This window comes from Bifidobacterium goeldii (assembly GCF_003951095.1).
In the GTDB taxonomy this organism is placed as follows: domain Bacteria; phylum Actinomycetota; class Actinomycetes; order Actinomycetales; family Bifidobacteriaceae; genus Bifidobacterium; species Bifidobacterium goeldii.
Genome location: NZ_QXGL01000003.1, coordinates 112,036 through 137,611, shown reverse-complemented (window position 1 = coordinate 137,611; position 25,576 = coordinate 112,036). Strand labels below are relative to the sequence as shown.

Sequence of the window (25,576 nt, the reverse complement as noted above, 5' to 3'; positions counted from 1 at the left end):
CGTCATTCAGCAGCGATCGCAGCGCTCTGATCGGCGTGACGCTCAGCAAGCACCTTGTTGACTTCCGGCAGCTTGTGATCAAGCTTGTAGAAGCACAGTGCGATCAGCGAAACCGCGCAGCAGGCGATCGGAATATACAGGAACACTGCGTGAATAGCGGTCATGGCAGACGAGCTCTGATCAGTAAGGTTCGCATCATAGCCACCCCACTTGAGCACGTACCCGACGAGAGCTGCACCTACACCGGTAGCGATACCTTCTAGCATGGAGCTCAGCGAGTAGGTTAGGCCGGAGCTGCGAGCGCCGGTGCGGTATTCGCCGTAGTCGATGCAGTCGGCGACCATCGTGTACACCAGTGCAGTGCCGAAACCGAGTGCGAGACCAGTGATGATCATGCCAATGTACAGGGCGATAACGCTGCTCGGGAACGCGATCATGACTACACGACCGATGATGATCGACAGCAAGCCGAAGATGAACAGGACGCGCTTGGTGAAACGCTTGTTAAGCGTTGGCACGGCGGCGATCACAATGATGGCGAGGTAGGACAGCACGGAGACGGTTGGCATGAGCGCCACGTTGTGCACCTGGTACTTGAGGTAGTACATGAGGCCGGAGTTGCTGATAGTGGTGAACATGGCGTTCATGAAATCGACGATCAGCAGCAGGTAGAGCGGCAGGTTGTATTTGAGGCCGGCGAGATCATGCTTGAGGCTGCCCTTTTGACGCTGAGTCTTGCCTTCAGCCTTAGCCTGATCTTCAGGCATAACGTTCTCGTGGATAGCGAAGTAGCAGAACAGCGTGCACGCGACAGCGAATGCGCCGTACAGGCAGGCGGTGCCGAAGTAGCCGCGAGGCTCATTACCCTGGCCAATCCAAGTAACCAGCGGGACGGTGATGAGTGCGGAGAGCGCGCCAGCGCACTGGCCGAGGTTCATGCGCCACGAGTTGGCGGACAGGCGCTCGTTCGGATCAGTGCTCATGTTCGGCAGGATGGAGCCGAGCGGAATGTGCAGTGCGTTGTTGGCAATGTTGTAGCCGTTGTACGTCAGGTAGGCGAAGGCGAGTCGCCATGCAGGGCTTAGATTTGGCGTGCAGAAGCATAGTGCGCCGAAGATACCGAGTGGTACCGCTACGCCGAGGAACCATGGGCGGGATTGGCCGCGCTTGGTGTGTGTGCGATCGACGAGCACGCCAATAACCGGCGCGGAGACAAGGTTGACGATCTGCGTGACCAGCATCATTGTGCCGACGGCGAGCGGGTCAAGTTTGGCTACATCCGTATAGAAGAACGTGAGGTAGGTCATGATCACGATGCGTAGCAGTGTGGTTGACGCATCGCCTAGACCGTAGGCTAGTTTGGAGACTACTGGGATTTTTCCTGTAATGATTTGTGGTTCAGTTTCGGTGCGATTCATCATTGAATCCTTTCCTTGTCCCTGATGATGTTATCGAATGTCAATGTCGTAGAGGTGGGCAGCATTGTCGGAAAGTATGCGATTGCGGTCAGTGTCGTTGATAGTAAGGTCGCGGACGGTGCTTGGACCGCCGGTGAGCCAAATCTTCTTCACTGGGTAGGAGGAACCGTAGATGATACGGTCAGCGCCAAGCATCGTTACTGCTAATTCGAGCGCGTCTGTGCCCCATGGCTGGGCGTGGGACATTTCGAAGAAGATGTTGTTGCGCAAATGTGCAGCCGGACCACCATTATCAACGCTGAAGCGGCCTCCGCCTGAGTCGGTGGGGAATAGCATCGTACGGTAGGCGAAGAATGCGCCGCCGAGCATGGAATGTACCATGCGCAACGTCGGTAGCTCATCGAACAAATCGCTGAAGATCTCGCGGCTTACCGCAGTGAGTTGATCAATGCAGCGGCCGAGGCTGCGGCGCACGTTGTTGTAATCGGTGAGCGAATGCCAATCGACTGGCAATGGTGTCTGATGCACGTACGCGGTCATGTCAAGGTCGGCGATTGCGCGCAACAGTGGGCGATACATTGCGTCGTCTAAATAGTGTTCGCCATAATGTGCCGACAGCTGTACACCGTGCAGATGAAGTTCGTCACGGCAGCGTTTCAACTCGGCTACGACCGCATCGTCAGCGATGGGAGGCACGACAGCGAGCGCCACTTGACGTCCGTTTGCAGCCTCTTGGCGGGCGGCAGCGAGGGTATTGAATTGGCGGCACAAGTCGAGGTCTAGCCATTCTTGAACGCCTGGCAGTTTGAGCACGGCTACGTCGATGCCAGCCTCATCCATGTCGGCAAGCTGACGGTCGAGGTCGTAATCGTGTTCGAAGTAATCGAAATTGTGCATGCCGTTGGGCTTTTCTATGACGATTGCGAGCCCATCATCAGTGTGCTTCGTCAATGCGCGTGTGCCGTAGGTTTGCGGTACGCAGCGTAAGAAATGTCCGAGCATGTCATTGTCGGTGAATAGCTCGCCGGGGAGCCAGTACACATTGGAATCAATGGTCATTCGTCGCTCAACTCCTTTGTTGGTATGCGCGAGCGTGAGGCGCGGGGTTTCATCTGTTGAATCCCTGCCACACTCTCCGGCGAGTGCGGCCGAACCGATCCAATACCCGTAAAGGTACGCTTGCATGCTGGTTTCATTCATCGGCGACACGCTTGTAGTCATTCCTTATTGGAATAAATACAATAGGCGTAAGCGTTGAACGATACTTCATGGCACACACGCATGGCATTGCCGCCACGCACGAGTTTGCAATGATTCATCTGACCGCGCTCCCCTACTCGTGTATGCCATTCGCGTGCACCTTGATTGATGGTGAAAGGCTTTGTCATGATGCATCTGGAGTATCTCGAGAGTTTTCTTGCGGTGGCGCAATATCATAATTTCACTGAAGCAGCACGCTCGTTAGGTATTAGTCAATCGTCGTTGACAAAACGCATTCATAATCTGGAAGAATCGTTGGGATTCCGCCTTTTTGAACGCACCACGCGCGAAGTGAGGCTCACCGCAGTTGGCTCGCTATATTTAACGTACGCTGACAAAATCGCTGACGTACAGGATGCTTTTGACGCGCAACTGGCACGTAATTTTTCGAACGGCAATTCGCTGGCATTCGGCATGATTCCATCAGCTTCCGAATACGGGCTTACGAGTCTAATTTCTGCGTTTATGCGCGACACGAATCACCGTTGTAGCGTATTTACTTCCCGTTCTGAAGACCTGGAAGTCATGCTCGATGAAGGGCGCTGCGATTTTGCGTTCATTAAAAACGATAGCGGCACACATTCGTTTACTCGTTTGCCAATCGCACGCGATCATATGGTGCTTGTTGTTGCCAAAGCGCATCCGCTCGCTCGGCGCGCGTCAGTGAGTGTTAGCGAACTTGCCAATGAGCGGTTCTTCTTCGAACCGAAGGATTCTCGGCCATACTTGGACTGCGTCGAACTGTGTCGCACGGCCGGATTTGAGCCTAACATCGTCGGCACTGATAGTCAGATTGCCAATATCGTCGATTATGTGGCGCAAGGCGTGGGTGTGTCGCTGCTCATGCGACGTATTGTGCCTGCTGATCCGCGTGTGGCGCTTATCAGCATTAGCCCTCACGTGCAGGCAAGTATTGACTTGTGCTATCGGCCGGGCAGGCTGACCGGGTTGCAACGCGAGTTTCTTGACTATCTGAAGGATTCAAGACGCGGATGATGTTCAAGATAATCGATCAAGGCTTGGTTATATCCCACGTTCAGCTCTCGATAGTCACGTCCTAACCGGAACGCAGTGTATCGGTCACCGCCTTGCAGCAAGAACGAATTACCAGCGGCGATCACAGTATCATCATCGTCGATTAGCTGCCCGTCAATGGTCAAGTCCACGATGTCAACAAAGCGGTCATCATCATGCTTGCCGGTGCTCTGATCGCGCATCACATAGCGGTAGGACACGTTTGAGGAAACGCCAAGCCACCCCACCACCGTACGCCCATCATGTTCGCGCCACTGCTGTGCGAGCGCAGCGCGCAACTGCTTGCCCGTGAGGGTCACGTATGCCGTATGGAATTGCAATGCCAGCATGCTGTCTACCTCACGTAACGTGATACGCCCATCACCATTGGCATCAAGATTCCTCGTACGCAAACTACCGTTATTGGAAAAACCGACGACCGGTATGCTCGATTGCATACCGTTCACATGTGGCACGCGCTGCAAGATCTCCTCGCGTTGCGCATCGGCTACCAGCATGCCGAGCGAGCTTTCTGCGTTGGTGACTTTGCCGAAATACGATCCGGGCGCGATAGTTCCTACTACCTGGGATCCTTTGCGAGCGGCTGCGCGCTCAGCGTCAGCGACGATACGCTCACATTGAGATACGGCTGTGTCTCCTGCTGCCCCAGCTGACAACCATGCTGCCTGCTTCGGGTGTGCGGCAAGCCCAGTTACGCTCATAACGCCGGCAACACTGGTGTGTTCAGCACCATTGCCTAAATCAACATTGTTGACGCTCACATGTGCGTGACGCCCATAGCCGGTGATTGTCAAATCTTGGACAGCCATATCAGCACCAAAACTGCCCGCTTCAATTACGGGAGCACCTGCTGCTGTTCGGCCAGATTTCACAGCGTGACTGTGACCGGCATACACGAGGTCAACATTACGGTTGAGCCCCTTCACACCCTTTTTTGTAGCGGCTTCGGCGTCCGCGTGGAGCAGCACTACAATAGCATCTGCTTCACCATTAGATTCGTTGCCATCAGACAGCTGATCGGCAACACGATTAATAGCGCCCACAGCCGGTTCGTCAAGCGTAATATCCCTCATAATGCTTGGGGTTGTTACTGCTCGTAGTGCATCGGTGATTGCACCAATAAAGGCGATGCGTCGCCCATTGACCGTACGAATCACATAATCTTTCAGCCGGTTGGTTTTGACCGTTTTACGCGCGTTAGCACACAGCCAATCAATGCCATGAGCTGGATCGGCAATACGTTCGTTGAAATCATGCACACCACGGTCAAGTTCGTGGTTGCCCAATGCGGAAATGTGCAAACCCCATGCCTGAGCCATACGTAAAGTCGGTTCATCGTTTTGGGATGCGGAATCGTATGGAGAGCCTCCTACCAGGTCTCCTGCAGAGACAGGAATCATCGCCCCAGGATTGTGACTTCTCGCGATTTCGAACGCGCGAGCCACGTCGGTTCCGCGTTCAATATGCCCATGAAAATCAGTAATGTCTGCGATAGTCACCGTTGCTGAATCAGGTGAATCGGCGGCAAACCAAGCAGCGCGAGCTCCTGGTACTGCAGTAAGCGTCATCATAAGCGCTACAACAGTGAGGAGAGACGGTATGATAATCGCACGTCGAGATTGAGATAGAGCTGAAACGCGCAGACGGAACCATGATGCACTGTGCATTGCCTTGCTACGCAAGGTGTTGCGGAAATTCATCCTGCTCACATGGCCAATCTATGTGAGCAGATTAAATCCTCGAGCGAATACAGATGACATCGCAGTGAATTTCCAGCAAAGCCATTTTATAAGCCGCGCATCTACTGAAAATACGTATGCAAACACGGTGTATATGCAAAAAACCCCGATCCTTGTTCAAGAATCGGGGTTTTCCTCGCAATTTGTGGAACAGTCTCACTGTTTCACAATGCTGTCACTCTTGAGTGTTGCTATCACTCGCATCTGAGGAGTCAGATGCTCCAGCAGTGCCAGGCGCGGCTTCAACGCTAGCCGTTGCCAGTTCAGGCGTATCAGTATTGTCGCTGCTTTCCGTAGGCTGAGCGTCCTCGAACGTTTCACCCTTAAAAGTGAATTCGCCGAGAATGCCCTCGCCTTCCGCATCGACCACAACGCGCTGACCGTCCTTCAAGTCGCCCATCAGGATCTTCTCCGAGATGGCGTCTTCGATGTCGCGCTGAATCACGCGACGCAGCGGACGGGCGCCCAGCAGCGGATCGAAGCCCTTCTGCGCGAGCAGATCCTTCGCCTTGTCGGTGAGTTCAAGCGACATGTGACGGTCGAACAGACGATCGTTGAGCTGCTTGACATCCAAGTCGACAATCTGACGTACCTGCGGCTCGGTGAGCTGGCGGAATACGATGATGTCATCCAGACGGTTGAGGAACTCGGGGCGGAACTGCTGCTTAAGCTCGCTCGATACCTGGTCCTTCATGCGCTGGTAGCTCGACTCGGTGTTCGTGCCGAGGTTGAAGCCCGTGTTCGCGAACTTTGCGATATCACGCGTACCAAGGTTGGTCGTCAGGATGATGATCGTGTTCTTAAAGTCGACCTTGCGGCCCTGACCGTCAGTCAAGTGGCCATCATCCAACACCTGCAACAACGTGTTGAAGATATCCGGGTGAGCCTTCTCGATCTCGTCGAACAGGACAACAGAGAACGGCTTGCGGCGCACCTTTTCGGTGAGCTCGCCGCCCTCCTCGTAGCCGACGTATCCCGGAGGCGCACCGAAGAGACGCGATGCGGCGTACTTCTCGGAGAATTCGGACATGTCGACGCGAATCAACGCATCCTCATCATCAAACAGGAACTCTGCGAGTGCCTTAGCCAGCTCAGTCTTACCCACACCGGTCGGGCCAGCGAAAATAAACGAGCCTGCAGGACGCTTCGGATCCTTGAGGCCGACGCGCGTACGACGGATCGAACGCGACAGCGCAGACACAGCTTCATCCTGACCGATGATGCGCTTATGCAACTCCGCTTCCATGCTCAGCAGCTTCTTCGATTCCGCTTGCGTCAGCTTGAACACGGGGATGCCAGTGGTGGAAGAAATTACCTGTGCGATAACATCCTCATCCACAACCATCTTCACGTCAGATTCGCCTTCACGCCAAGAGGATTCCTTCTCCTTGCGTTCGGCTTCCAGCTTCTCCTGCTTGTCGCGCAGCTCGGCAGCCTTCTCAAAGTCCTGGTCCTTAATGGCCTGGTCTTTGTCGGCAGCGATCTTAGCGACCTTCGTGTCGAGTTCCTTAAGCTCTGGCGGAGCGGTCAAACGCTTGATACGCAGGCGCGCACCAGCCTCATCAATCAGGTCAATAGCCTTATCCGGCAGGTTGCGATCCTGAATGTAGCGTGCTGACAGTTCGGCAGCAGACTGCAACGCACCGTCAGTAATCGTCACATGGTGATGATTCTCATAACGAGAGCGCAGACCCTTCAAGATCTCAATGGTTTCTGCAATTGTCGGCTCATGCACCTGAATCGGCTGGAAACGACGTTCAAGCGCCGCATCCTTTTCAATGTACTTACGGTACTCGTCGGTCGTGGTTGCACCAATGGTCTGCAGTTCGCCACGCGCAAGCATTGGCTTCAACATGTCAGAAGCACCCAGTGCGCCGTCTGCTGAGCCAGCGCCGACAATCGTATGAATCTCATCGATAAACAGTACGATGTCACCGCGAGTCTTGATTTCCTTCAAGACCTTCTTCAAGCGTTCCTCAAAATCACCACGGTAGCGTGAACCAGCCACCATAGAGCCTAGGTCAAGCGAGTACACCTGCTTGCCCTTCAAGGTTTCCGGCACGTCACCAGCGTTGATCTTCTGCGCGAGGCCTTCAACCACAGCAGTCTTACCAACGCCTGGCTCGCCAATCAGCACCGGATTGTTCTTCGTGCGGCGAGAAAGCACTACCATCACGCGTTCAATCTCGTTAGAACGCCCGATGACCGGGTCCAGCTTGCCTTCTGCGGCTTCAGCGGTCAGATTGCGACCGAACTGGTCAAGAATAGCGGAACCGGTCTGGCGGCTCTTATCCTGCACGCCGCCGGCATTCGCCAAATCGCCCTTGCCTTCGCCAGCACCGGTGCCAGAGTTACCGCGAATCATGTCGATTGTTGCGGAACGCAGTTCACCCAAATCCACGTCCATTTTGATCAGGACCTGGGTACCTACGCCTTCGCCTTCGCGGATCAGACCGAGCAGAATGTGCTCAGTACCAATGTAGCTGTGACCGAGCTGCAGCGCTTCGCGCAGACTCAGCTCCAACACCTGCTTAGCGTGCGGAGTGAACGGGATGTGCCCGTTAGGTGCCGCGTTACCTTTGCCGATCATCTCCTCGACCTGCTTACGAGTGTCGTCTAGCGTCACACCTTTGGCGGCGAGCGCCTTGGCGGCAACACCTTCGCCTTCGCGGATCAGGCCGAGCAGCAGGTGTTCGGTGCCGATGTAGTTGTGCTGGAGAGAGCGTGCCTCTTCCTGCGCCAACACGATCACGCGCCTTGCACGGTCGGTAAACCGTTCGAACATGCTTGTCCTTCCATCTCGATAGTTCACACCACTCTACCGATTTGCGGTGACGTTTATGCCTTCCGGCGTGCTAATTGCGCTGAGGACGCAACCGAAACGTTATGCTGGAGTGTAGGCAAAGCAACAAGGAGGATGCCATGACCGAAGCATTCGTGAATTCTGCAAACCGTTCTGTGCAAGGTGGCACGTTGGGCGATATTGTTGTTGGCGTAGACGGCTCAGAGGGGTCGTTTGCCGCATTGCAGTGGGCATTACGCGAGGCTGCGTTAACCGGCCAGTGTGTAAATGCGGTGTTTGCATGGACGCACTCGTGGGACATGGGTTGGGAACAGCCGAACACGCCTGAAGAGTGGGCTAAGGTCCGTGAGCAGATCACTGCGCAGCTTTTGCATTGGGTTGAAGAGGCGAGTCATGGGATTCCGTTTGACCCGACGAATCTCAAACTCACTTCTGTGCATGCCTCTGGCACTACTGGACTGTTGCAGATTGGCTCAGATGCACAGCAGATTGTTGTTGGCCGTCGCTCGCTAGGCCGTGTAACGCGCTGGTTCCTGGGGTCTCTATCAGCTTCGCTTGCTGAGTCGGCAAAGGTGCCGGTGACGGTGGTGCGTATTGCGGGCAATGAGGATGAGAGCGTGCAGGATGAGATCGCTAATGCGCTTGTTCCTGGCTCAGCTGATTCGCGTCCGCATCGTGATACAGCGGATGGTTCGCGTCGGCCGATTGTTGTTGGCGTGGATGGTTCAGTGACATCGAAGCATGCGCTGAACTTTGCTCTTGATTTGGCAAAGCTGCATGATCTGCCGTTGCATGTGATGTTCTGCTGGCAGTTGCGTGATTTGGGAACTGTTCCTGGCTATGAGAATGCGATTGCGCCGATTGAAGCCGGTCAACAGTATGCCGAGACGATTGTGCAAAAGATGCTGGATGAAGCCTCCATTCCTGAAGGCCTTGACGTGCAGGGCAGCGCGTTCCATATTGCTGCCGCTAAGGGACTGACGAGTGCGTCACGCTATGCTGGGCATCTCGTAGTGGGTTCGCGCGGATTAAGTGGCCTTGATGCGCACTTCCTTGGATCTGTGTCTAAGCAAATTCTGAATTTTGCTGAATGCACGGTCACGATTGTGCATTAACCGCGATTCCCGCGCATATGGTTAAAGCCTGTGGAGCTGATACATGGAGTTTTTCTTGTATCAGCTCCACAGGCTTTATACATATTCACCTTATGCGCGACGCACAATAATCAGTACTGGTAATCAGTACTGGTAATCAGCATTCGATTCGGCGTTATTGTCTTCTTCGTCAGCAGTATCCAAGTCATCAGCTGATGCAGGTTCTTCAACTGGTTCTTCAGTTGCAGACTCCTCTGTTGCAGATTCTTCAGTTGCAGGCTCTGCAACTCCTGTAGGTTGCTCAGCTACCGCATCGCTCACAAGTTCAGTCTGCGCGTCTGCCAGCTCCATATCAGCAGCTGGCTCAGCTGGAACTTCTGACTGTGTGTCCTGATCTTGGCTCTCGAAAGACACTGCTTCTGAAGTCTCTTCAGCAATATCTTCGACAGTTTCCTCAGCAACTGTTTCAGCAGCTTCTTCTCCAGCCGCTTCTTCAGCGGTCTGCTCAGAAGATTCCTCAGCACCTTCTGCATCAGAGGGCACTTCAATCAGCTCAGCAGTCTCAGTTGCAGTATCAGTTTCAGAAGCATCATCGTCTGCTGGCTGCTCGGCATCCGTATTATGCAGCTGCTCGATCAGATCAACTTCGTCATGCTCTTCGCGCGGAGTCTGCGCGATGACATCGATGTGCAGATCATCGAATGCAGGTTTGGACTGAATCCACAAGTGGCTAGGCTCAGGCGGATCGATCTCCGAATGTTCACCACAACCATGGTCGAGTGACACTACGCGACCATCGTCTGGACTCCATTTGTTCGCGCATACGCCAAACATAACGCCCAACTCGCCTTGAATTGGCACGCAAAAACCGCAGGTAGAGCACAAGTTTCCGGCTGCTGTCTTAGTAGACAACGACTTTGGACCGCGCGGGCCCTCATACCAACGCTTCGCAGTCTGTGCACGGCCAAGCGGCGTTAACACATGGCGGCGTGACAAGTCGAATGCGCTCACTGCATCATCAATATCCTCTGGCGAGCTCACCGGCGCAGTAGCATCCTCGGCAGCTTCAGCGGATTGTGCAGCGCTATCAGATGACACCGCACTATCGGACGGCACAGTGTTATCGGACAGCACGGTATTGTCAGATGACACCGCATTGTCAGCTGCGGCACTGTCGGACGGTGCTGTAGCAGACAGCTGTGCGCCATTATCTGCACTTGCAGCACTGTCAGCGTTCACACTGTCATCGTTTGTATCATTGTCCGCCGTAGTGCTAGCGCCCGTATCGCCAGCTGCCGCATCCAGCTCAGTACCTTGCTTCGACGCACTATCCGTGTTTTCTTGGAATCCATCTTCAAGACGCGGATCATCCGGTTCAGTACCGATCGAATCAGTAACCGACAGATCCGTCGGCAGCAAGCGATCTTTCCACGGAATCCAAGCTGGCGGGCGCAATGCCTGATCAGTAGGCGTGAGCGATGACTCGTTGACCGTCCATTCATCCAGCTCAACATCGTGGTATAGCGTAACCGACCACTGCCAGCCTTCATACCCGCGCAACAGCGATGTGAAGCGAAAATCAGTGACATTGTCACCAAGGTCAATGGCCTGAACGAAGTCACCAACATGGTCAGGCTCTTCCGCAACCTCGAGAGCTACAGCGCGCGCGATCGATTCGGGATCCTTAGTCGTTTCCGGCATCGTCGTCCCCTCCCCCGCTCGCGTTAGTCCTGAACGTCAAAATTGTCAGCCACTGCGCGCAGCAGCGTGGCCAACTTCTTGCTTTCTGCAGCAGAGGGGTAACGATGACGGCGCAAACCATTGCCTGCGGAATCAAGCAACTTAATAAGATCTTCGACAATCGCCGCCATATCATCTGGCTTAGGGCGCGTGGCCTTTACTAATGACGGCACAGCCGCCACCAGGGTTACGCCCATTGCCTGAGGCCCCTTGCGGCCATCAACTACCGAAAACTCAACTTTCGCGCCCTTGCGCAGGTTCGTGACACCGGCGGGCAGGGCCGTTGCTGGCGTGAATACATCCTTGCCGTCTTCGCCGGTAATGAATCCGTATCCCTTATTGGCATCAAACCACCGTACGCGTCCACTGGGCATAGCAAACCTCACTACTCATCAGACCCGCAGACCCCATGTCTGCTCCCATCAATACACCAAATATTCAGTTTACCTCAAAGTCTGGCCTCGGCTATAAGCGATAGGGCGCTGGCAGACACAGTCGTGTCGCCAACGCCCTATGCAACTACTCTTGGAGCCGATTGCGAGCGGCTACTTGGAACGATGTTGACGCTCCGTACGCCCCTTACGCGTCTCTTTGCCATCATGCGATGCAGCTGGAATCGCACTCGATGCCGGTTCCAAAGGAGCAATCGGCAACACTACGGTAAGCGTCAAGCCGCCACCCTGGCTTCCAGTAGCGCAGATAAAGCCCTTATGCGCCTTAACCACCGACTGTGCGATAGCCATGCCCAAACCGGTGCCACCCTTCAAGCGTGCGCGAGAAGGATCGGCCGTATAGAAGCGCTCAAATATTTTCGAACGCGATTCGGCAGGCACACCCGGCCCGTGATCAGAGAAGCGAATCACTGCATAATTCATGCCCATTTGCATGGACTGGCTCACATCCACCGCTTCAATGAAATAACGCATGGACGTTTCATTGGCAGGCATACGTGCCAATGATTCCGGACTGATTGATGCTGGCATCACACCAATCGACGTTTCTACCGGCGAGTCAGCAGGCGTATAGCGGTGAATATTACCGACGATATTGGTAACCACTTGGCGTAGTCGCGAACCATCACCCTTAAGCGTCACTTCAGGCAAAGGCCCCTCAACAAATTCCAATCCAGCAGGCGAGCTTCCACCATCCGCGCCAGCGGGCTGGAATACCAACGAGCCCAGTCGAATAGCACGTTCAGGGTCAAGTGCATGCAGATCATCGGTCGCGTCAGCAACCAGCGATGTGAGCGGCACTTGCTGCGTAATATCAATGCCACGCCCCTCATCGAGTCGAGCCAACGACAGCAAATCTTCCACCAGCACCGTCATACGCGAGCTAGATGCTTCAATGTGCTCAATAGACTCATCAGCGCGTTCAAGCGCTCCCGGCAGATCGCGCTGCATCTTATACAATTCCGCATACCCGTGAATAGCAGCAAGCGGTGTACGCAACTCGTGGCTCGCATCGGAGACGAATCGTTTCATCTTCTCCGTCGTCTCTTCCTGCTCATGGAAGCTTTGCTCAATGCGAGCGAGCATAGCGTTCAGAGAGGCTGCGAGCGAACCAACTTCCGTGTTTTCCGGAGCTGGAGGCACTCGTTGACTTAAATCACCAGCTGCGATTTTTGCCGCTGTTTTCTCAATACGCTTCAACGGTGCAAGTGTGCGTTGCGTCAGGAGCGTTGCAAGCAACGCACCCAAAATAACAATCGCCAAGCCAACGGTAAAACAGTATCGAGTCAGCGTACGCGTAGTGTCCAACTGGTCACTCATCGACAAGCCGATGTAGCAAATACCGGTTTTACCAGCTGCTTTATCAACCCATGGCAATGCCACCACACGCCACGGTGCTTCAGCAGTAGTCAGCGTGCTGCGGTCAGTAATGGTGCCATTGGTGGTCACGTGAGCAGTAGTCGTAAACGGCTGCTGCAGTTGCACTCCCCCACGGCTGCCGCTCGGTGGCAGCAGTGGCATCGAAGTCACACCATCTTTGAGTTGCGGCACCAATGCATTTGAGGTGATCACATCATTGTCGTCGCGAATTTGCAAAAAGTAGCTGTTCAGCAAACTATTGCTACCGTTGTCTTCGCTTGAGGCGGACAGTACTTTGATGTTATCGAGCACCAACTGCGATTGGCGTAACAACTGCATATCGGTTTTTTCCAACATGTAGTTGCTTACCAGTTGCCGCAGTGTAAACGAAATGCCAGCAGTACCGACGATGAGTAGCACCACCGTGCAGGTGACGATTTTTGTGGCGAGCGGAATCGCGTCAACACTGTGTACAAATTTGGCGCGTAACCATGACCACACGCTTGGCTTGCCACCGTTGCGGCTAGTGCTACCGTTCGCGTTATTTGCTCCTGGAGCTCCAGGCATTCCGGGCGTTACGGGCACTGTGGGCGGTACTGGTTGCCCTGGCGCTCCAGATGCTAAAGCAGGTGCGGCGACGGGCTGCGCCGAGGTCCGAACCGGCTGATCTTGCGCAGTCATCATGCCGCTCCTATGCTGCGACCTTGGGCTCGCGGATCATATATCCGATACCACGCTTGGTTTCGATGAGCGGCGTTACCTTATGCTGTTCACCGTTCTCATCAGTGACAACAATGCCATCAACTTTCTTACGCAGGTATGAAATATATGATTCGACGATGGCAGCGTCTCCACCCCAGTCATACTGCCACACATGATCGAGGATTTGTGCTTTCGACAGCACGCGACCTTCATTATCCATCAGGTAGCGCAGCAACTTGTATTCAGTGGGGCTCAAGTCGATCGGCTGGCCGGCACGCGAGACATCGTGCGAGTCCTCATTGATTTCGAGATCGCCAACGCGAATGATCGGGTCATCTTCAATCTGTTCGCGAGTACGGCGCAGGATTGCGCGAATACGTGCGACGACTTCTTCGAGGCTGAACGGCTTAGTGACATAATCATCGCCGCCAACGGTCAAACCCATAACCTTGTCCTGCGTATCATCGCGCGCGGTCAAGAACAGTACCGGTGCGGTGATGCCCTCCTGCCGGATACGGCGGGTTACGGTGAATCCGTCAATATCAGGGAGCATGACATCCAGAACAATAAGATCCGGCTGGGTTTTTTCAATCACCCCGATGGCCTCAGAGCCGGAGGCCGCAGTGGCTACTTCAAATCCGGCGAAATGCAAAGAAGCGACGAGCAGCTCGCGGATGGAGGGCTCGTCGTCCACAACTACAATCGATGCTTCAATAGGCTTACTCATGTACTCCAGCTTGACGCGCAGTGCTGGACGTTTCCTGAACGTCCGCTGTGCCTTCGATGGTTGTGTCGTTATGCGAGTCCGATGCGCCCTGCGAATCAGCTGAATCCTGCGAACCCGCTGGGCTTTGTGCATCCTGAGAGGCAATGGAAGCGAGCCACGCGTTAAATCGATCGGTCTCGTTTTCAGACGCACTATCAGCAGATGACGTACCCGTACGCGGATTAGCAGTGTCATCCGCACGGGTTGTGTCAGACGCGGTAGCCGAACGGCGTGCACGACGCGCGCGACGTGCAGAACCGGAGCGTGATGGCTTCGAGCGCTTGCTCGTTGCCTCTTCGGTATCCGTCTCGATTGTTTCGCGAGAATCCTTATTCACTTCACGCCGACGCCTGATGATGGTCACCACAACAACAATGGCGATCAATGCCACGAGCACGCCACCCATTGCAGCAACGCCAATTGCTACTTCGCTTTTGCGTGTTGAAGTCTGTTTGAGCGTAGCAATCATATCCATCATGGCAATCGCTGACGCCGACCAATCAGGCGAATCCCCGCTCACAATAGGGTCAAGTGCCGCTTGTGATAGCTGCGAGGCGGTTTGCTTATCAAGCAGCCAATCATCAGAATTGGATGAAATCGCTACAACCAGTCGACCATCATTCAATGCGGCGGCAAGAAGCACAGTATTCGGCTTAGGGTCAGAAGCGTCAAGCGCTTTCTGCGCCCATGCGTCAGGATTTTTCGCCCCGGAAAAGTTGGTTAAATACGACAATTTAACGGTGACGCCAGTTTTGTCCTTCGTTTTCTTCATGGCGTCAGTAACAGAGGCCACATCTGATCCGAGCACGTTTTCAGGATCAATAATGTCCTGTGAGAATGTGGGTTGACTCTCTGAAGAATCTGATGAATCTCCAGCAGCCATAGCCGGTGTGGACGTGAACAACATCGAAGAAGTAGTTATCCACAACACCACAGCTAGCATGACGCACATGATGCGATAGAGCCCTTGCATTACCCATTTTGTGCTATGCGACACGCCGTATACCCCCGTAGATGGCGAGCCTTCGACCACATCATTCGTTTTTTCATACCCAATCGTTCGCAATGTCATATCGTCCAGATTAGCCGCCGATTGCAATCACGTCGACGGTGGTGCGCACCGTACACGGAACACACGAAAAACCACGGTCAGAAAGGATGCGATTATGCCCCAATTTCAAGTCGATTCAGAGCGGATCCAAAGTTCATCAGCCGCTGTGAGCGCGTCAATCGCCGCGATACGCCAAGCAGTGAACGGCATGTATGCCAATCTCAATGGTTTGCAAGATGCATGGCGAGGAACTGCAGCCACACAGTTCACATCGGTGAGCGCTCAATGGAGAGCCGCACAACAGCAGATGGAAGCATCATTGGAATCTATCCAAAACGCATTAACTCAGGCTTCTACGGTGTATGCCGACGCAGAAACGCAAGCATCACGTTTGTTTGCTGCCGGCTGACAGTTGTTGCACTGTGCGCATCATCGCTGGAAACATTGATGGACGCTACTGGCCAACAACGCAGTAAGGGGAGACACTCCGTTACGGAGCATCTCCCCTTACCGGTCAACACGTCTGAGCGACCGTTCGCTCAGCGTCAGCGGTTATCGACTTGGGGCTTCGATCAGTAGCCCATGTCGGCGCCAGCAGCCGGAGCAGCCGGCTTCGGCTCCGGCTTGTTCGCAACCACAGCTTCGGTGGTCAGGAACAGGCCAGCGATGGAAGCAGCGTTCTGCAGAGCGGAGCGGGTCACCTTGACCGGGTCGGTCACGCCAGCAGCCAGCAGGTCTTCGTAGGTGTCGGTGGCGGCGTTGAAGCCCTGGCCCTCCGGCAGCTCACGAACCTTGTTGAACACCACGTCACCGGACACGCCGGAGTTCTCAGCGATCTGCTTGATCGGAGCCTCGACAGCACGGAACACGATGGCAGCGCCAGTGGCTTCCTCACCAGTCAGCGAGGTGACAGCCTCATCGGACTCAGCCTTCTTAGCAGCCTGAACCAGGGCCACGCCACCGCCAGGCAGCAGGCCTTCCTCGATAGCAGCCTTAGCGTTGCGCACAGCATCTTCAATGCGGTGCTTGCGTTCCTTGGCCTCAACCTCGGTAGCAGCGCCGACCTTGATGACAGCCACGCCGCCGGCCAGCTTGGCCAGGCGCTCCTGCAGCTTCTCACGATCGTAGTCAGAGTCAGTCTTCTCGATCTCAGCGCGGATCTGAGCCACGCGAGCCTCAACGTCAGCCTTGTCGCCACCGCCGGAGACGATCGTGGTCTCATCCTTGGAAACGATGACCTTCTTAGCGGTACCGAGCACAGACATGTCGATGGAGTCGAGCTTGAGGCCCAGCTCATCAGACACCACCTGAGCGCCGGTCAGGATAGCCATATCCTGCAGCATAGCCTTACGACGATCGCCGAAGCCAGGAGCCTTAACAGCGCAAGAGTTGAAGGTGCCACGGATCTTGTTCAGGATCAGGGTCGGCAGTGCTTCGCCGTCAACGTCCTCAGCGATGATCAGCAGCGGCTTGCCGGACTTCATCACCAGTTCAGCGATGTGCACAACATCCTGCTGGCTGGACACCTTGCCGGAGGTCAGCAGGATGTACGGGTCTTCAAGCACTGCAGTCTGGTCTTCAGCGTTGGTCACGAAGTACGGAGCGATGTAGCCCTTGTCGAAGCGCATGCCCTCGGTGAACTCGAGGTCAAGGCCGAAGCGGTTGTTGTCCTCAACGGTCACAACGCCGTCCTGACCAACCTTGTCCAGAGCTTCAGCGATCTTCTCGCCAACCTCAGGATCAGCAGCAGAAATGGTTGCGGTTGCTGCAATCTGGTCCTTGGTCTCCACGTCCTTAGCAGCAGCGACCAGTTCCTTAACGATAACTTCGGAAGCCTTCTCGATACCGCGGCGCAGCGCGATCGGGTTGGAGCCAGCCACCACGTTCTTCAGGCCTTCGTGCACGAGAGCCTGAGCAAGCACGGTAGCAGTAGTGGTGCCGTCGCCAGCGACGTCATCGGTCTTCTTAGCAACTTCCTTGACCAGCTCAGCGCCGATACGCTCGTACGGATCCTCGAGGTCAATTTCCTTAGCGATGGACACACCATCGTTAGTGATGGTCGGAGCGCCGTAGGACTTGTCGAGCACGACGTTACGACCCTTCGGGCCCAGCGTGACCTTAACGGTGTTCGCGAGCTTGTCAAGACCAGCGAGCATTCCCTGACGGGCATCCTCGTCGTATGCGATGATCTTTGCCATGGTTGTCAATCCTCCAAATGGCTTTCACGGTACTAGTTTCCACCCGCAAGTCACGGGCGTGATTGCCAGCCGTCAGCTGCCGGTTATCACTCTCATGCCCCGAGTGCTAATTGGGAGATTAGCACTCTCGGTGCCCGAGTGCCAACATCTGTATACATGATTGCGCTGTTGGCTTGAATTTGAGCCACTAATCCCGCGTGAAACATACGCGTGAAACAAAAAGGGGAAAGCCCGGCGTTTATGCGCCGAGCCTTCCCCCAACAAGGTATTCAAGTCGAATTCAGAGCTTCACCACTTTTGTGGCCTGAGTACCTTTCGGCCCCTGTTCAGCCTCATATTCGACCCTATCACCCTCATTCAGCGTCTTGAATCCATCAGCTTGGATCACCGAGTAGTGGACGAATACGTCATCACCACCATCGTCAGGATTAATGAATCCGTATCCCTTTCCCGCGCTGAAGAACTTCACAGTTCCCTGTGCCATGATTTTTTCTTTCCCTTGTTCCAAATGCCGCGAACAAGCGGAAGAGAACTCAAAACCACACCGCATCCCCCACTTCGCGACTTTCTCCATTGTAATGCCCTAGGGGACATCACAAGGCATATACAGCAATATAGCCATAAGCTAAGCCGCACTAGGCAAGCCGGACATATGCGCAATCACTACGGGGGTGCCAAGAACCGACATAAATGTGCGAAACTTCACACCCCCGTATCTGCCCGCATATCAAACAATGCTCATCCGAATGGCGGACACATCTGGCAGTTGCCAGCATGCCCCCGTCAACCAGCGAGCGCCTTATCGGGAAGAAAAAGGCGATACGCCAATCACTGCATGAGCACCACGACAACCGGCGCTGACAGATCGCTTACCTGCGCAACATTCGAAATACCAAGGGTCGCAGCAACATCCTTTGCTGTTGCCAGATCCGTCTCATTCTGGTACCACACCACCGTGCTAGATGGCAAAGAGCCAGACGGGTTAGCAGCCACAACATTGGTATAACCAGCCTGCTGCAGCACATACGACTTGCTTGCCGCATGGCCAGAGATCTTCGTACCATTCACCACCCTGACCATCGTCGCCTTATTTGCAGTCTGCGTCTGCTCAGGCGTGGTCTGCTGCGTATCAGTCTGATTATTCTGATCGGTCTGGTCAGTGTTCTGGTCCGTGTTCTGCTCAGCTGACGAGTCATTGTTCGTCGCATCGCTCGATGAGGTATCCGACGAGCTGGTATCACTCTGATCTGCCGTATCCGACGAGTTCGTCGAATCCTTCGTGTCAGAAGTATCAGTATTGCTCTTCGAAGACGCATTGTTCGAAGATGACGACTGGCTCTGCGAAGACGATGATCCGAGGTGCATCATCTCACCAAATGTGCCGGAGAAGACGCCCCACACGCCCACGCCGATCACAGCAACAATAATGAGGACCGCGAGGAACGGCGCAAGTCGCGCGCCAACCGATTTGGCACCGCGGTGCACGCCCACAGGGCCCGCCGGCGGATTGTCGAACACATCCTTCGGATACGCAGTGTACGTTTCCTTGTCCTTGGCCATATCACAACCCTTCCATATCAACTACGCCGATAGTCTATCGGGCATGGTGTCCCAAGCGGGCATGAGGTCCGTGTCATGCACCGGATATGCACAGCTTCGACACGCTCGGCGCCCTCGCCTACAGTGGTACCCATGAGCGAAACGCATATCAAGCCGCTATCGCAGCTAGTCGAGCCCGGTTGGGCGCACGCGCTGGCTGACGTCGAGCCGCAAATTCATCATATGGGGGATTTTCTGCGCGCAGAACTAGCCGCAGGACGCCACTATCTGCCTGCAAGCCATAACATTTTGCGCGCCTTCACCATACCGTTTGACTCCATTAAGGTGCTGATTGTTGGGCAAGACCCTTACCCCACACCTGGCCATCCAGTAGGTTTGAGCTTTTGCGTAGCACCGGATGTGCGCCCATTGCCGAAAAGCTTGATCAATATTTATAAAGAACTCGTTGATGATGTGCATGTTCCCATGCCAGCCAATGGTGACTTAACGCCATGGACGCAGCGCGGCGTCATGCTCCTCAACAGGTGTTTAACCGTAGGCGTCGGGCGCCCTAACAGTCATCAAGGCAAAGGTTGGGAGCCAATCACTGAGGCAGCAATTCGCGCGCTGAATGCGCGAACAGACAGCAATGGCAAGCCATTGCCACTCGTGGCAATTCTCTGGGGGCGAAACGCACAAAGCCTAGAGCCGCTGCTCACCAACGCCGTTATTATCAAATCCCCGCACCCTAGCCCCCTGTCTGCATCGCGTGGATTTTTTGGTTCAAAACCGTTCTCTCGGGCCAATCAAGCCCTTATTGCTATGGGCGCAACTCCTGTGGACTGGAGCTTGACCAGCACACAACCCAGCACGCCATCACATGAGCAAGCACAAGTCCCAACCCCTGTGCAACCGTCCTTCGAATAGACGACGCACGCAGGCGGAACGGCTACAATGCTGAAACGCAAACCGTTCAGCACACATAATCATCAATGTACGAATTCAAACCGACGAAGTGAGCACCATGGCTTTATTTCCTCCTAAACCTTCGATACCTCAGCAGCCGGCCGCAGGCGTGCCGCTGCCAACGCCCGCGCAATCACCGTCTGCATTGAATGCTGATGACCTTACCCGTGCTCGTCAGCTTGCTGACCGTATTCGTGCACGGTTTGCGCAAACGCTGGTCGGTCAGGACGATTTACGCGAATCGTTGATCGTCACACTGGTCGCTGGTGGTCATATTCTCATCGAATCAGTGCCAGGTTTGGCAAAAACCACTGCAGCACAAACGTTGGCAACTTCCGTATCCGGTACGTTCAAGCGCGTGCAGTGCACACCAGATCTCATGCCTTCTGATCTGGTGGGCACGCAAGTGTTTGATTTTGCGTCTCAGCGTTTCTCAACACAAATCGGCCCAATTCACGCCAATTTTGTGCTGCTTGATGAAATCAACCGTTCCAATGCGAAAACACAGTCTGCCATGCTTGAGGCGATGGCTGAGGGAGCAACAACGATCGGCGGCGAGCGTATTGCACTGCCTAAGCCGTTTATGGTGATCGCCACGCAGAACCCCATTGAGGAAGAAGGCACGTTTAATCTGCCCGAAGCGCAGATGGACCGTTTCATGATGAAAGCGGTGATGACCTACCCAAGCGCTGATGAAGAAACCCGCATGCTGGCACTGCTTACGCGCCGTGGTACAGATGTGTTTGACCCGGCAAGCTTGTCAACTGAAGTAGTGCAAGTGCGTGACGTGGAATTCTTGCGCACTGCAGCTCGTCGCGTACACGTGTCGGACGCGATTATGCGCTACGCCGTTGATTTGGCAGCCACTTCGCGTGGTGCTGGATCGCGCCCGTTGCAGGGCTTGAGCTCGCTGGTGCGTCTTGGTGCTAGCCCGCGTGCTTCGATCGCACTCGTGCGCGCCGGTCAGGCGAATGCATTGTTGTCTGGACGCGATTATGTAATCCCCGAAGACGTGAAAACGTGGGCGCATGAAGTGCTTCGTCACCGTATTCTGCTGACGTTTGAAGCGATGGCTGACGGGGTGACTGGCGATCAGATTGTTGATCGTATTGTTGAGGCGGTTCGCGTCCCATGATCGATACGGCACGTTCCGACGATCCGATTCGCAGGAAGATCGAATCGCTCGGAACCTCGTTAAGTTTGCCGACCGTGCGCAAAGCATTGGGCGTGCTTGAGGGCGAACACGCATCTGGGCGTCGCGGAGGCAGCGATGATCCCATGGATATTCGCGTGTATGAGCCGGGCGATGAGTCACGTCTGATTGACTGGAAAACCAGTGCTCGTATGGGCCGGCCAATGGTAGTGCAGCACGCACGCTTAGTAACCAGCCGCGTGTGGATGCTCCTTGATGTTGGCCGTGAAATGACTGGCTCATGCGACAACGGCGAGTATGCATGGCAAGTAGCTGCCAATGCGTTGCGTATGTTTGCCGCACTATCATTGCGCCGCAGTGATGATATTTCTCTCGTGATGGGCGACGCGCGTTCCATTACGCGCGTGCCATTCAACGGTGGGTTTGCACAGTTCGAACGTACGTTAGATCGCGCGTTGGAACGCGATTGGACACGCGAACGCAACTTGGATGCGCTGCTCAGCTATGCGCGGCGTATCCGCGATCGTAACGCGTTGATTGTGCTTGCTACCGATGAGTTCGCGCTCGCGCAGCGTCATGTTCAGGCGATCGGTGATCTTGCGGCAACGCACCCGCTGGTGCTGATTACTGCAGCCACGATTAACCCATTCGAACCCGGCCGAACAGTGTTTGATGGTCTTTCCGGCCGACGTGTACCCGCATTCCTTGTCAATCAGCGCGCGGCTGAACACGTGACTGTGCACCGCAGTTATGTAACTGCCGCGTTAGAGCATGAATTGTCGAAGCATGGTTCGCGTATGATTCGTGCAACGTCAAGTGAGGCCATGTTTGACGCGTTCGTAAAACTCGTGTCGCTATCTCAGGCGCGCTATGGGCGCAATCAGCTGCGTGAAGCTCCGGATTTGTCTCGATTGGTTGCAGATGCCTCGGCTAGCACAGCTTCGAGCACCTCACGTTCGCGTTCTCGAAAAGGCGGTGCTGTATGAACGCGCTAACCGTCTTACCGAGTTTTTCAGCAATCGCCGCGAATCGTACTCCGGTCAGTGAAATCACCATTGCAAACATGCTCGTCCCTGCGATGATCGCCTGTTTTACGCTCGCCATAGCACTGACAGTACTCATCGTGATTCTTTCACGCCCGCGTCGCACACCGGCTCGCGCTACTACTGCGCAGGGAGCTCATCGCGCGCGCTCGGCTACTTCCGTGTGGCTGGAACGTATCAGTGATGTTGTTGATCGCAATCAGCACGGTGACCTATCCCGTGAGGAAGCGTTCGCGCAGCTTGCGGGCATTGCTCGCGCATTCGCATCTGAGCAAACCGGACGAGATCTGAGCACTGCCACGCTGCGTGACTTAAGTGCGTATCCTCATCATGCTGGAACATCCGGGCCGACTGGCTTTACACTCTTGCGGCAAACGATCGAAGCATTGTATCCGCCAGAGTTTGCTGATGCAGCGTTGAATCTGCGTGCTCGTGAAATCAGCGTGGAGCAGGGCGCGGAATGGGTGTCGAATCTTGTGGAAAGGTGGCGTCGATGACCTTGCATTGGCTGTGGCCGTGGGCGGCACTTATCGCCGTGGTCGTCATTGTTGCGCTCGTAACGCTCATCGCTGTGGTATTCGGGCGTAAGCGTATGAGCGGTGATGCTGCGCGCGTCTACAATCTTGACGACGATCTCAACACTGAGTACACCTCTCGGCTATTCCACCAGTGGCGCGTATTGAACCGGTTGGCTGTAGTGTTGCTGGTTGGAGCATTAGCACTCACCGTTGTGCTCATTGCTCGCCCTGCAGTGGTTGACCGTAATGCGGAGCGTTCTGCGAGCCGGGATATTGTGCTGTGTTTGGATGTTTCTGGCTCGACGCTGCCGTATGATCGCGCGGTTATTGAAACCTATCTTGACTTGGTGAATAGTTTCCAAGGCGAGCGTATCGGTTTGAGCATTTTTAATTCGACTTCACGCACCGTGTTTCCGCTCACTGACGATTATGATCTTGTGACCAGTCAGCTCAAAGCTGCGGCTCAAGCGTTACGTGGCGTTGAAACGCAAGATGATATCGACAAGATGAGCGATAAGGATTATCAGCGTATTTCTGATTGGCTTGAGGGCACGCAGAATCGTAAGGATTCTACGTCGCTGATTGGCGATGGTTTGGTCAGTTGTGCAGCCATGCTGCCCGGTTTTGTATACGGGTCAGATCAGAGTGCAGATTCTGGCAGCTCGTCAAGTGCGTCGACTCGCCGTGCCGCTTCAATCGTACTAGCTACTGACAATGTGGCTTCTGGTACGCCAACCTATACGCTCACACAAGCGCTTGATTTGACGAGTGCTGCGCATATTAGCGTGGATGGCTTGTATTCTGGCCCTACGCAAAGCGAATCAGATGAGACGACTGTGCAGATGCAACAGCAGATTGAATCTCATGGCGGTGTTTTCCTGACGCAATCCGCAGCCTCTGATATCAGCGGTTTGGTGCGTGAAATTGACCATCGACGTGTGAATGAGAATAAGCAACGTGAGCTTGCATCGCTCATTGATGTGCCGGGCTGGTGGACACTGGCATTAGTACTGTGCACGGCCGCGTGGATGCTTGTAGCTTGGAGGTTGAGGCGATGAACGGATTAACCCTCTCCCCCGCGTTGGGCTGGCCGGCAGGCAGTATACTGGCCGCGCTCATGATCATTATGGCGATTGCCGCTATTGTGCTGCATGTGCGCCGTAGTGCTCACGGTGCGAGTGATGAAACAGTGACAGCGTGCGTACGCCGCGTGCTCATGTGTGTGCTTGCCGCTGTAATGGCATTGACTCCGAGCGTTATTGAAACCACGACGAGTCGTGCGGTGAATGCTACCGATGTGGTGGTTGCCGTTGATGTTACTGGTTCGATGGCTGTTGCAGACGCACAGTATGGCTCTGACACTGTTTCCAGTCGTTTGGATGCGGCCCGTCAAGCAGTGAATGATATAACCGCTCGATACGCGGATTCCAGTTTTGCAGCACTGCGATTCGGTGCCAGTGGCACGCTTGACGTACCGTTGACGCCTGATTCCAATGCGATTACGAACTGGGCGGATACGTTAACGGCCGAGGCAACTTCAGTATCGGCTGGCTCGAGTCTTGACGCGCCGCTTGATCAGCTGATGCTGTCGCTCAAGTCGATTCGCAATCAGCATCCAGATGATGTGATTGTCCTGTATATGATCACGGATGGTGAGCAAACGTCCACGGTTACGCGCCGTAGCTATTCAACACTGCGCCGTTATCTTGATGATGCGTTTACGATCGGCGTGGGCTCAACAGATGGCGGCACGATTCCGAATATTGCTGATGGTGTAGGAAACACCAATGGGCAAAGCGATCAGGCACAGCAGTGGGTTATTGACCCGACCACTGGGCAGCCTGGTATTTCTAAGCTTGATGAGAATAATTTGCGCGATATTGCCGATGAAATGGGCGGATCGTATGTGCACATGGATGCCACGCATACGATTGCAAACGCGCTATCAGCCAAAATCTCAGAACAGTGGAAGCTCACAACGACCCCGAAAACTCGTGAACGGGCAATACCGGTGGTCTGGCCGTTTGCTATCGCGTTGAGTGTGCTTCTCGCTTGGGAGTTGGGCGCTTGGATTGCCATGTCAAGGAGGATGCTGTGAGTGCTTCCCAATCTCATGCATTGTCATCCGGTACTGCGCGTGTTTCTGATGCTGCGCGTGTTCCTGCTCGTTCAGCCCGTACTGCTCGTGCTGGATTGCCTGCGCGTATATGCATTGGCGTGCTGGCCGTCTGCTGCTTGTGTGGTGGGGTAATTGCCGCGGTGAATCTTACCTCGGTCAATACGTTTAATCAGGCAACACAGCAATTGACGCGCAACTTGAAAACTCTTGATGATGCAAGTGCTGATTTAGATGCACTTGCCGCAAAACAGCAGCAGGTTGATGCCCAGTTTGCAGATGCGAGTTCGCCTGCTGTGCTGTTACTGCCGCAAGTCAAGCAGTCTATTGCAACGAACGCTGCAATCTCACAGGAACTCACTGCGGATATTGCTGCTCGACTGCGCGAACAGCGCGGTGACACCAGCGCGACGGCTGCGAATACAAGCTCGGCGAATACTGATTCCGCAGATAGCAAGTCACATGATGGTTTGACGCAAGAGCAGCGCGATAAGGTTGATGAATTGTTGAAAGCCAATCAACAGTCAACACCTTCTGGCTCTTCGCCGTCCTCTACCAAATCTGATAGTGCGTCCAATACCAAGAATTCTGGAACACAAACACCAAAACCGTGGTGATGCACGC

At 54.6% G+C, this 25,576-nt stretch carries 22 protein-coding genes; 10 read left to right on the top strand and 12 right to left on the bottom strand.

The window, feature by feature from the left end:
• Nucleotides 1-2 precede the first annotated feature (2 nt).
• Both D2E25_RS05730 and D2E25_RS05725 read right to left on the bottom strand, forming a co-directional pair.
• Complete coding sequence (locus D2E25_RS05730) at nucleotides 3-1,421, bottom strand: MFS transporter (RefSeq protein WP_125980740.1); 1,419 nt, start codon at nucleotides 1,419-1,421, stop codon at nucleotides 3-5.
• Nucleotides 1,422-1,448: 27 nt separating this feature from the next.
• Entirely contained in the window at nucleotides 1,449-2,477 is a 1,029-nt protein-coding gene (locus D2E25_RS05725; protein ID WP_125980738.1) for an amidohydrolase family protein, read from the bottom strand.
• Between the two features lie 327 nt (nucleotides 2,478-2,804).
• Between D2E25_RS05725 and D2E25_RS05720 the strand changes: the two genes are divergently transcribed.
• On the top strand, nucleotides 2,805-3,674 hold the full coding sequence (locus D2E25_RS05720) for a LysR family transcriptional regulator (protein WP_164514738.1): 870 nt from the start codon (nucleotides 2,805-2,807) through the stop codon (nucleotides 3,672-3,674).
• On the opposite strand, the gene D2E25_RS05715 is transcribed toward D2E25_RS05720, so the two are convergent.
• Entirely contained in the window at nucleotides 3,647-5,284 is a 1,638-nt protein-coding gene (locus tag D2E25_RS05715) for a bifunctional metallophosphatase/5'-nucleotidase (protein ID WP_164514737.1), read from the bottom strand. The two genes, D2E25_RS05720 and D2E25_RS05715, sit on opposite strands and share 28 nt — an antisense overlap.
• A 343-nt stretch (nucleotides 5,285-5,627) precedes the next feature.
• Nucleotides 5,628-8,237: an ATP-dependent Clp protease ATP-binding subunit gene (locus D2E25_RS05710; RefSeq protein ID WP_125980734.1), complete on the bottom strand. Its 2,610-nt coding sequence runs from the start codon at nucleotides 8,235-8,237 to the stop codon at nucleotides 5,628-5,630.
• A 137-nt stretch (nucleotides 8,238-8,374) separates the two neighbouring features.
• On the opposite strand from D2E25_RS05710, the gene D2E25_RS05705 reads away from it, so the two are divergent.
• Nucleotides 8,375-9,370, top strand: a complete 996-nt coding sequence (locus tag D2E25_RS05705) for a universal stress protein (RefSeq protein ID WP_125980732.1) — start codon at nucleotides 8,375-8,377, stop codon at nucleotides 9,368-9,370.
• A 123-nt stretch (nucleotides 9,371-9,493) separates the two neighbouring features.
• Here D2E25_RS05705 and D2E25_RS05700 read toward each other — a convergent pair whose 3' ends face one another.
• The 5 genes from D2E25_RS05700 to D2E25_RS10580 form a co-directional block, all read right to left on the bottom strand.
• Entirely contained in the window at nucleotides 9,494-11,050 is a 1,557-nt protein-coding gene (locus D2E25_RS05700) for a DUF3027 domain-containing protein (RefSeq protein WP_125980729.1), read from the bottom strand.
• Between the two features lie 23 nt (nucleotides 11,051-11,073).
• Nucleotides 11,074-11,463, bottom strand: coding sequence for a cold-shock protein (locus D2E25_RS05695; RefSeq protein WP_125980727.1), 390 nt, complete (start codon nucleotides 11,461-11,463; stop codon nucleotides 11,074-11,076).
• A gap of 171 nt (nucleotides 11,464-11,634) precedes the next feature.
• Entirely contained in the window at nucleotides 11,635-13,467 is a 1,833-nt protein-coding gene (locus tag D2E25_RS05690; protein ID WP_164514755.1) for a sensor histidine kinase, read from the bottom strand.
• Between the two features lie 124 nt (nucleotides 13,468-13,591).
• The gene (locus tag D2E25_RS05685; protein ID WP_125980725.1) at nucleotides 13,592-14,329 is read right to left on the bottom strand and encodes a response regulator transcription factor; all 738 of its coding nucleotides are present in this window, start codon (nucleotides 14,327-14,329) and stop codon (nucleotides 13,592-13,594) included.
• Nucleotides 14,322-15,440: a hypothetical protein gene (locus D2E25_RS10580; RefSeq protein ID WP_125980723.1), complete on the bottom strand. Its 1,119-nt coding sequence runs from the start codon at nucleotides 15,438-15,440 to the stop codon at nucleotides 14,322-14,324. Before D2E25_RS10580 ends, D2E25_RS05685 begins: the two co-directional genes overlap by 8 nt.
• 94 nt (nucleotides 15,441-15,534) lie before the next feature.
• Between D2E25_RS10580 and D2E25_RS05675 the strand changes: the two genes are divergently transcribed.
• Nucleotides 15,535-15,828 carry a WXG100 family type VII secretion target gene (locus tag D2E25_RS05675; protein ID WP_125980720.1) on the top strand — a complete coding sequence of 98 codons (294 nt, stop codon included), beginning with the start codon at nucleotides 15,535-15,537 and terminating at the stop codon, nucleotides 15,826-15,828.
• Nucleotides 15,829-15,991: 163 nt separating this feature from the next.
• Here D2E25_RS05675 and groL read toward each other — a convergent pair whose 3' ends face one another.
• The 3 genes from groL to D2E25_RS05660 all read right to left on the bottom strand — a co-directional run bounded on the left by groL (nucleotide 15,992) and on the right by D2E25_RS05660 (nucleotide 19,177).
• Nucleotides 15,992-17,617, bottom strand: a complete 1,626-nt coding sequence (gene groL, locus D2E25_RS05670) for a chaperonin GroEL (protein ID WP_125980717.1) — start codon at nucleotides 17,615-17,617, stop codon at nucleotides 15,992-15,994.
• A gap of 280 nt (nucleotides 17,618-17,897) precedes the next feature.
• The gene (locus D2E25_RS05665; RefSeq protein ID WP_125980715.1) at nucleotides 17,898-18,101 is read right to left on the bottom strand and encodes a cold-shock protein; all 204 of its coding nucleotides are present in this window, start codon (nucleotides 18,099-18,101) and stop codon (nucleotides 17,898-17,900) included.
• 344 nt (nucleotides 18,102-18,445) lie between these two features.
• Entirely contained in the window at nucleotides 18,446-19,177 is a 732-nt protein-coding gene (locus D2E25_RS05660; RefSeq protein WP_125980713.1) for a LytR C-terminal domain-containing protein, read from the bottom strand.
• A gap of 132 nt (nucleotides 19,178-19,309) precedes the next feature.
• Between D2E25_RS05660 and D2E25_RS05655 the strand changes: the two genes are divergently transcribed.
• The 7 genes from D2E25_RS05655 (at nucleotide 19,310) to D2E25_RS05625 (ending at nucleotide 25,569) form a co-directional block, all read left to right on the top strand.
• Entirely contained in the window at nucleotides 19,310-20,083 is a 774-nt protein-coding gene (locus tag D2E25_RS05655) for a uracil-DNA glycosylase (RefSeq protein ID WP_164514736.1), read from the top strand.
• 97 nt (nucleotides 20,084-20,180) lie between these two features.
• Nucleotides 20,181-21,257, top strand: coding sequence for an AAA family ATPase (locus D2E25_RS05650; RefSeq protein ID WP_125980711.1), 1,077 nt, complete (start codon nucleotides 20,181-20,183; stop codon nucleotides 21,255-21,257).
• Nucleotides 21,254-22,261 carry a DUF58 domain-containing protein gene (locus D2E25_RS05645; protein ID WP_125980708.1) on the top strand — a complete coding sequence of 336 codons (1,008 nt, stop codon included), beginning with the start codon at nucleotides 21,254-21,256 and terminating at the stop codon, nucleotides 22,259-22,261. Before D2E25_RS05650 ends, D2E25_RS05645 begins: the two co-directional genes overlap by 4 nt.
• Nucleotides 22,258-22,815: a hypothetical protein gene (locus D2E25_RS05640; protein ID WP_125980706.1), complete on the top strand. Its 558-nt coding sequence runs from the start codon at nucleotides 22,258-22,260 to the stop codon at nucleotides 22,813-22,815. The genes D2E25_RS05645 and D2E25_RS05640 overlap by 4 nt, the downstream gene beginning before the upstream one ends.
• Nucleotides 22,812-23,894 (top strand): vWA domain-containing protein, encoded by a 1,083-nt coding sequence (locus D2E25_RS05635; RefSeq protein WP_125980704.1) that lies wholly within the window; start codon nucleotides 22,812-22,814, stop codon nucleotides 23,892-23,894. The genes D2E25_RS05640 and D2E25_RS05635 overlap by 4 nt, the downstream gene beginning before the upstream one ends.
• Nucleotides 23,891-24,934, top strand: a complete 1,044-nt coding sequence (locus D2E25_RS05630; RefSeq protein WP_125980701.1) for a VWA domain-containing protein — start codon at nucleotides 23,891-23,893, stop codon at nucleotides 24,932-24,934. Before D2E25_RS05635 ends, D2E25_RS05630 begins: the two co-directional genes overlap by 4 nt.
• Entirely contained in the window at nucleotides 24,931-25,569 is a 639-nt protein-coding gene (locus tag D2E25_RS05625; RefSeq protein WP_125980699.1) for a DUF6466 family protein, read from the top strand. Before D2E25_RS05630 ends, D2E25_RS05625 begins: the two co-directional genes overlap by 4 nt.
• Nucleotides 25,570-25,576: the final 7 nt, after the last annotated feature.

Bases quoted from the DNA above. Each gene is read 5' to 3' on its own strand.
- groL (WP_125980717.1), bottom strand. From the start codon at position 17,617: ATGGCAAAGATCATCGCATACGACGAGGATGCCCGTCAGGGAATGCTC.
- D2E25_RS05700 (WP_125980729.1), bottom strand. From the start codon at position 11,050: ATGCCGGAAACGACTAAGGATCCCGAATCGATCGCGCGCGCTGTAGCT.
- D2E25_RS05675 (WP_125980720.1), top strand. From the start codon at position 15,535: ATGCCCCAATTTCAAGTCGATTCAGAGCGGATCCAAAGTTCATCAGCC.
- D2E25_RS05710 (WP_125980734.1), bottom strand. From the start codon at position 8,237: ATGTTCGAACGGTTTACCGACCGTGCAAGGCGCGTGATCGTGTTGGCG.
- D2E25_RS05725 (WP_125980738.1), bottom strand. From the start codon at position 2,477: ATGACCATTGATTCCAATGTGTACTGGCTCCCCGGCGAGCTATTCACC.
- D2E25_RS05730 (WP_125980740.1), bottom strand. From the start codon at position 1,421: ATGATGAATCGCACCGAAACTGAACCACAAATCATTACAGGAAAAATC.
- D2E25_RS05640 (WP_125980706.1), top strand. From the start codon at position 22,258: ATGAACGCGCTAACCGTCTTACCGAGTTTTTCAGCAATCGCCGCGAAT.
- D2E25_RS05665 (WP_125980715.1), bottom strand. From the start codon at position 18,101: ATGGCACAGGGAACTGTGAAGTTCTTCAGCGCGGGAAAGGGATACGGA.
- D2E25_RS05720 (WP_164514738.1), top strand. From the start codon at position 2,805: ATGATGCATCTGGAGTATCTCGAGAGTTTTCTTGCGGTGGCGCAATAT.
- D2E25_RS05715 (WP_164514737.1), bottom strand. From the start codon at position 5,284: ATGATGACGCTTACTGCAGTACCAGGAGCTCGCGCTGCTTGGTTTGCC.
- D2E25_RS10580 (WP_125980723.1), bottom strand. From the start codon at position 15,440: ATGACATTGCGAACGATTGGGTATGAAAAAACGAATGATGTGGTCGAA.
- D2E25_RS05650 (WP_125980711.1), top strand. From the start codon at position 20,181: ATGGCTTTATTTCCTCCTAAACCTTCGATACCTCAGCAGCCGGCCGCA.
- D2E25_RS05690 (WP_164514755.1), bottom strand. From the start codon at position 13,467: ATGCCTGGAGCTCCAGGAGCAAATAACGCGAACGGTAGCACTAGCCGC.
- D2E25_RS05635 (WP_125980704.1), top strand. From the start codon at position 22,812: ATGACCTTGCATTGGCTGTGGCCGTGGGCGGCACTTATCGCCGTGGTC.
- D2E25_RS05645 (WP_125980708.1), top strand. From the start codon at position 21,254: ATGATCGATACGGCACGTTCCGACGATCCGATTCGCAGGAAGATCGAA.
- D2E25_RS05685 (WP_125980725.1), bottom strand. From the start codon at position 14,329: ATGAGTAAGCCTATTGAAGCATCGATTGTAGTTGTGGACGACGAGCCC.
- D2E25_RS05630 (WP_125980701.1), top strand. From the start codon at position 23,891: ATGAACGGATTAACCCTCTCCCCCGCGTTGGGCTGGCCGGCAGGCAGT.
- D2E25_RS05705 (WP_125980732.1), top strand. From the start codon at position 8,375: ATGACCGAAGCATTCGTGAATTCTGCAAACCGTTCTGTGCAAGGTGGC.
- D2E25_RS05660 (WP_125980713.1), bottom strand. From the start codon at position 19,177: ATGGCCAAGGACAAGGAAACGTACACTGCGTATCCGAAGGATGTGTTC.
- D2E25_RS05695 (WP_125980727.1), bottom strand. From the start codon at position 11,463: ATGCCCAGTGGACGCGTACGGTGGTTTGATGCCAATAAGGGATACGGA.
- D2E25_RS05655 (WP_164514736.1), top strand. From the start codon at position 19,310: ATGAGCGAAACGCATATCAAGCCGCTATCGCAGCTAGTCGAGCCCGGT.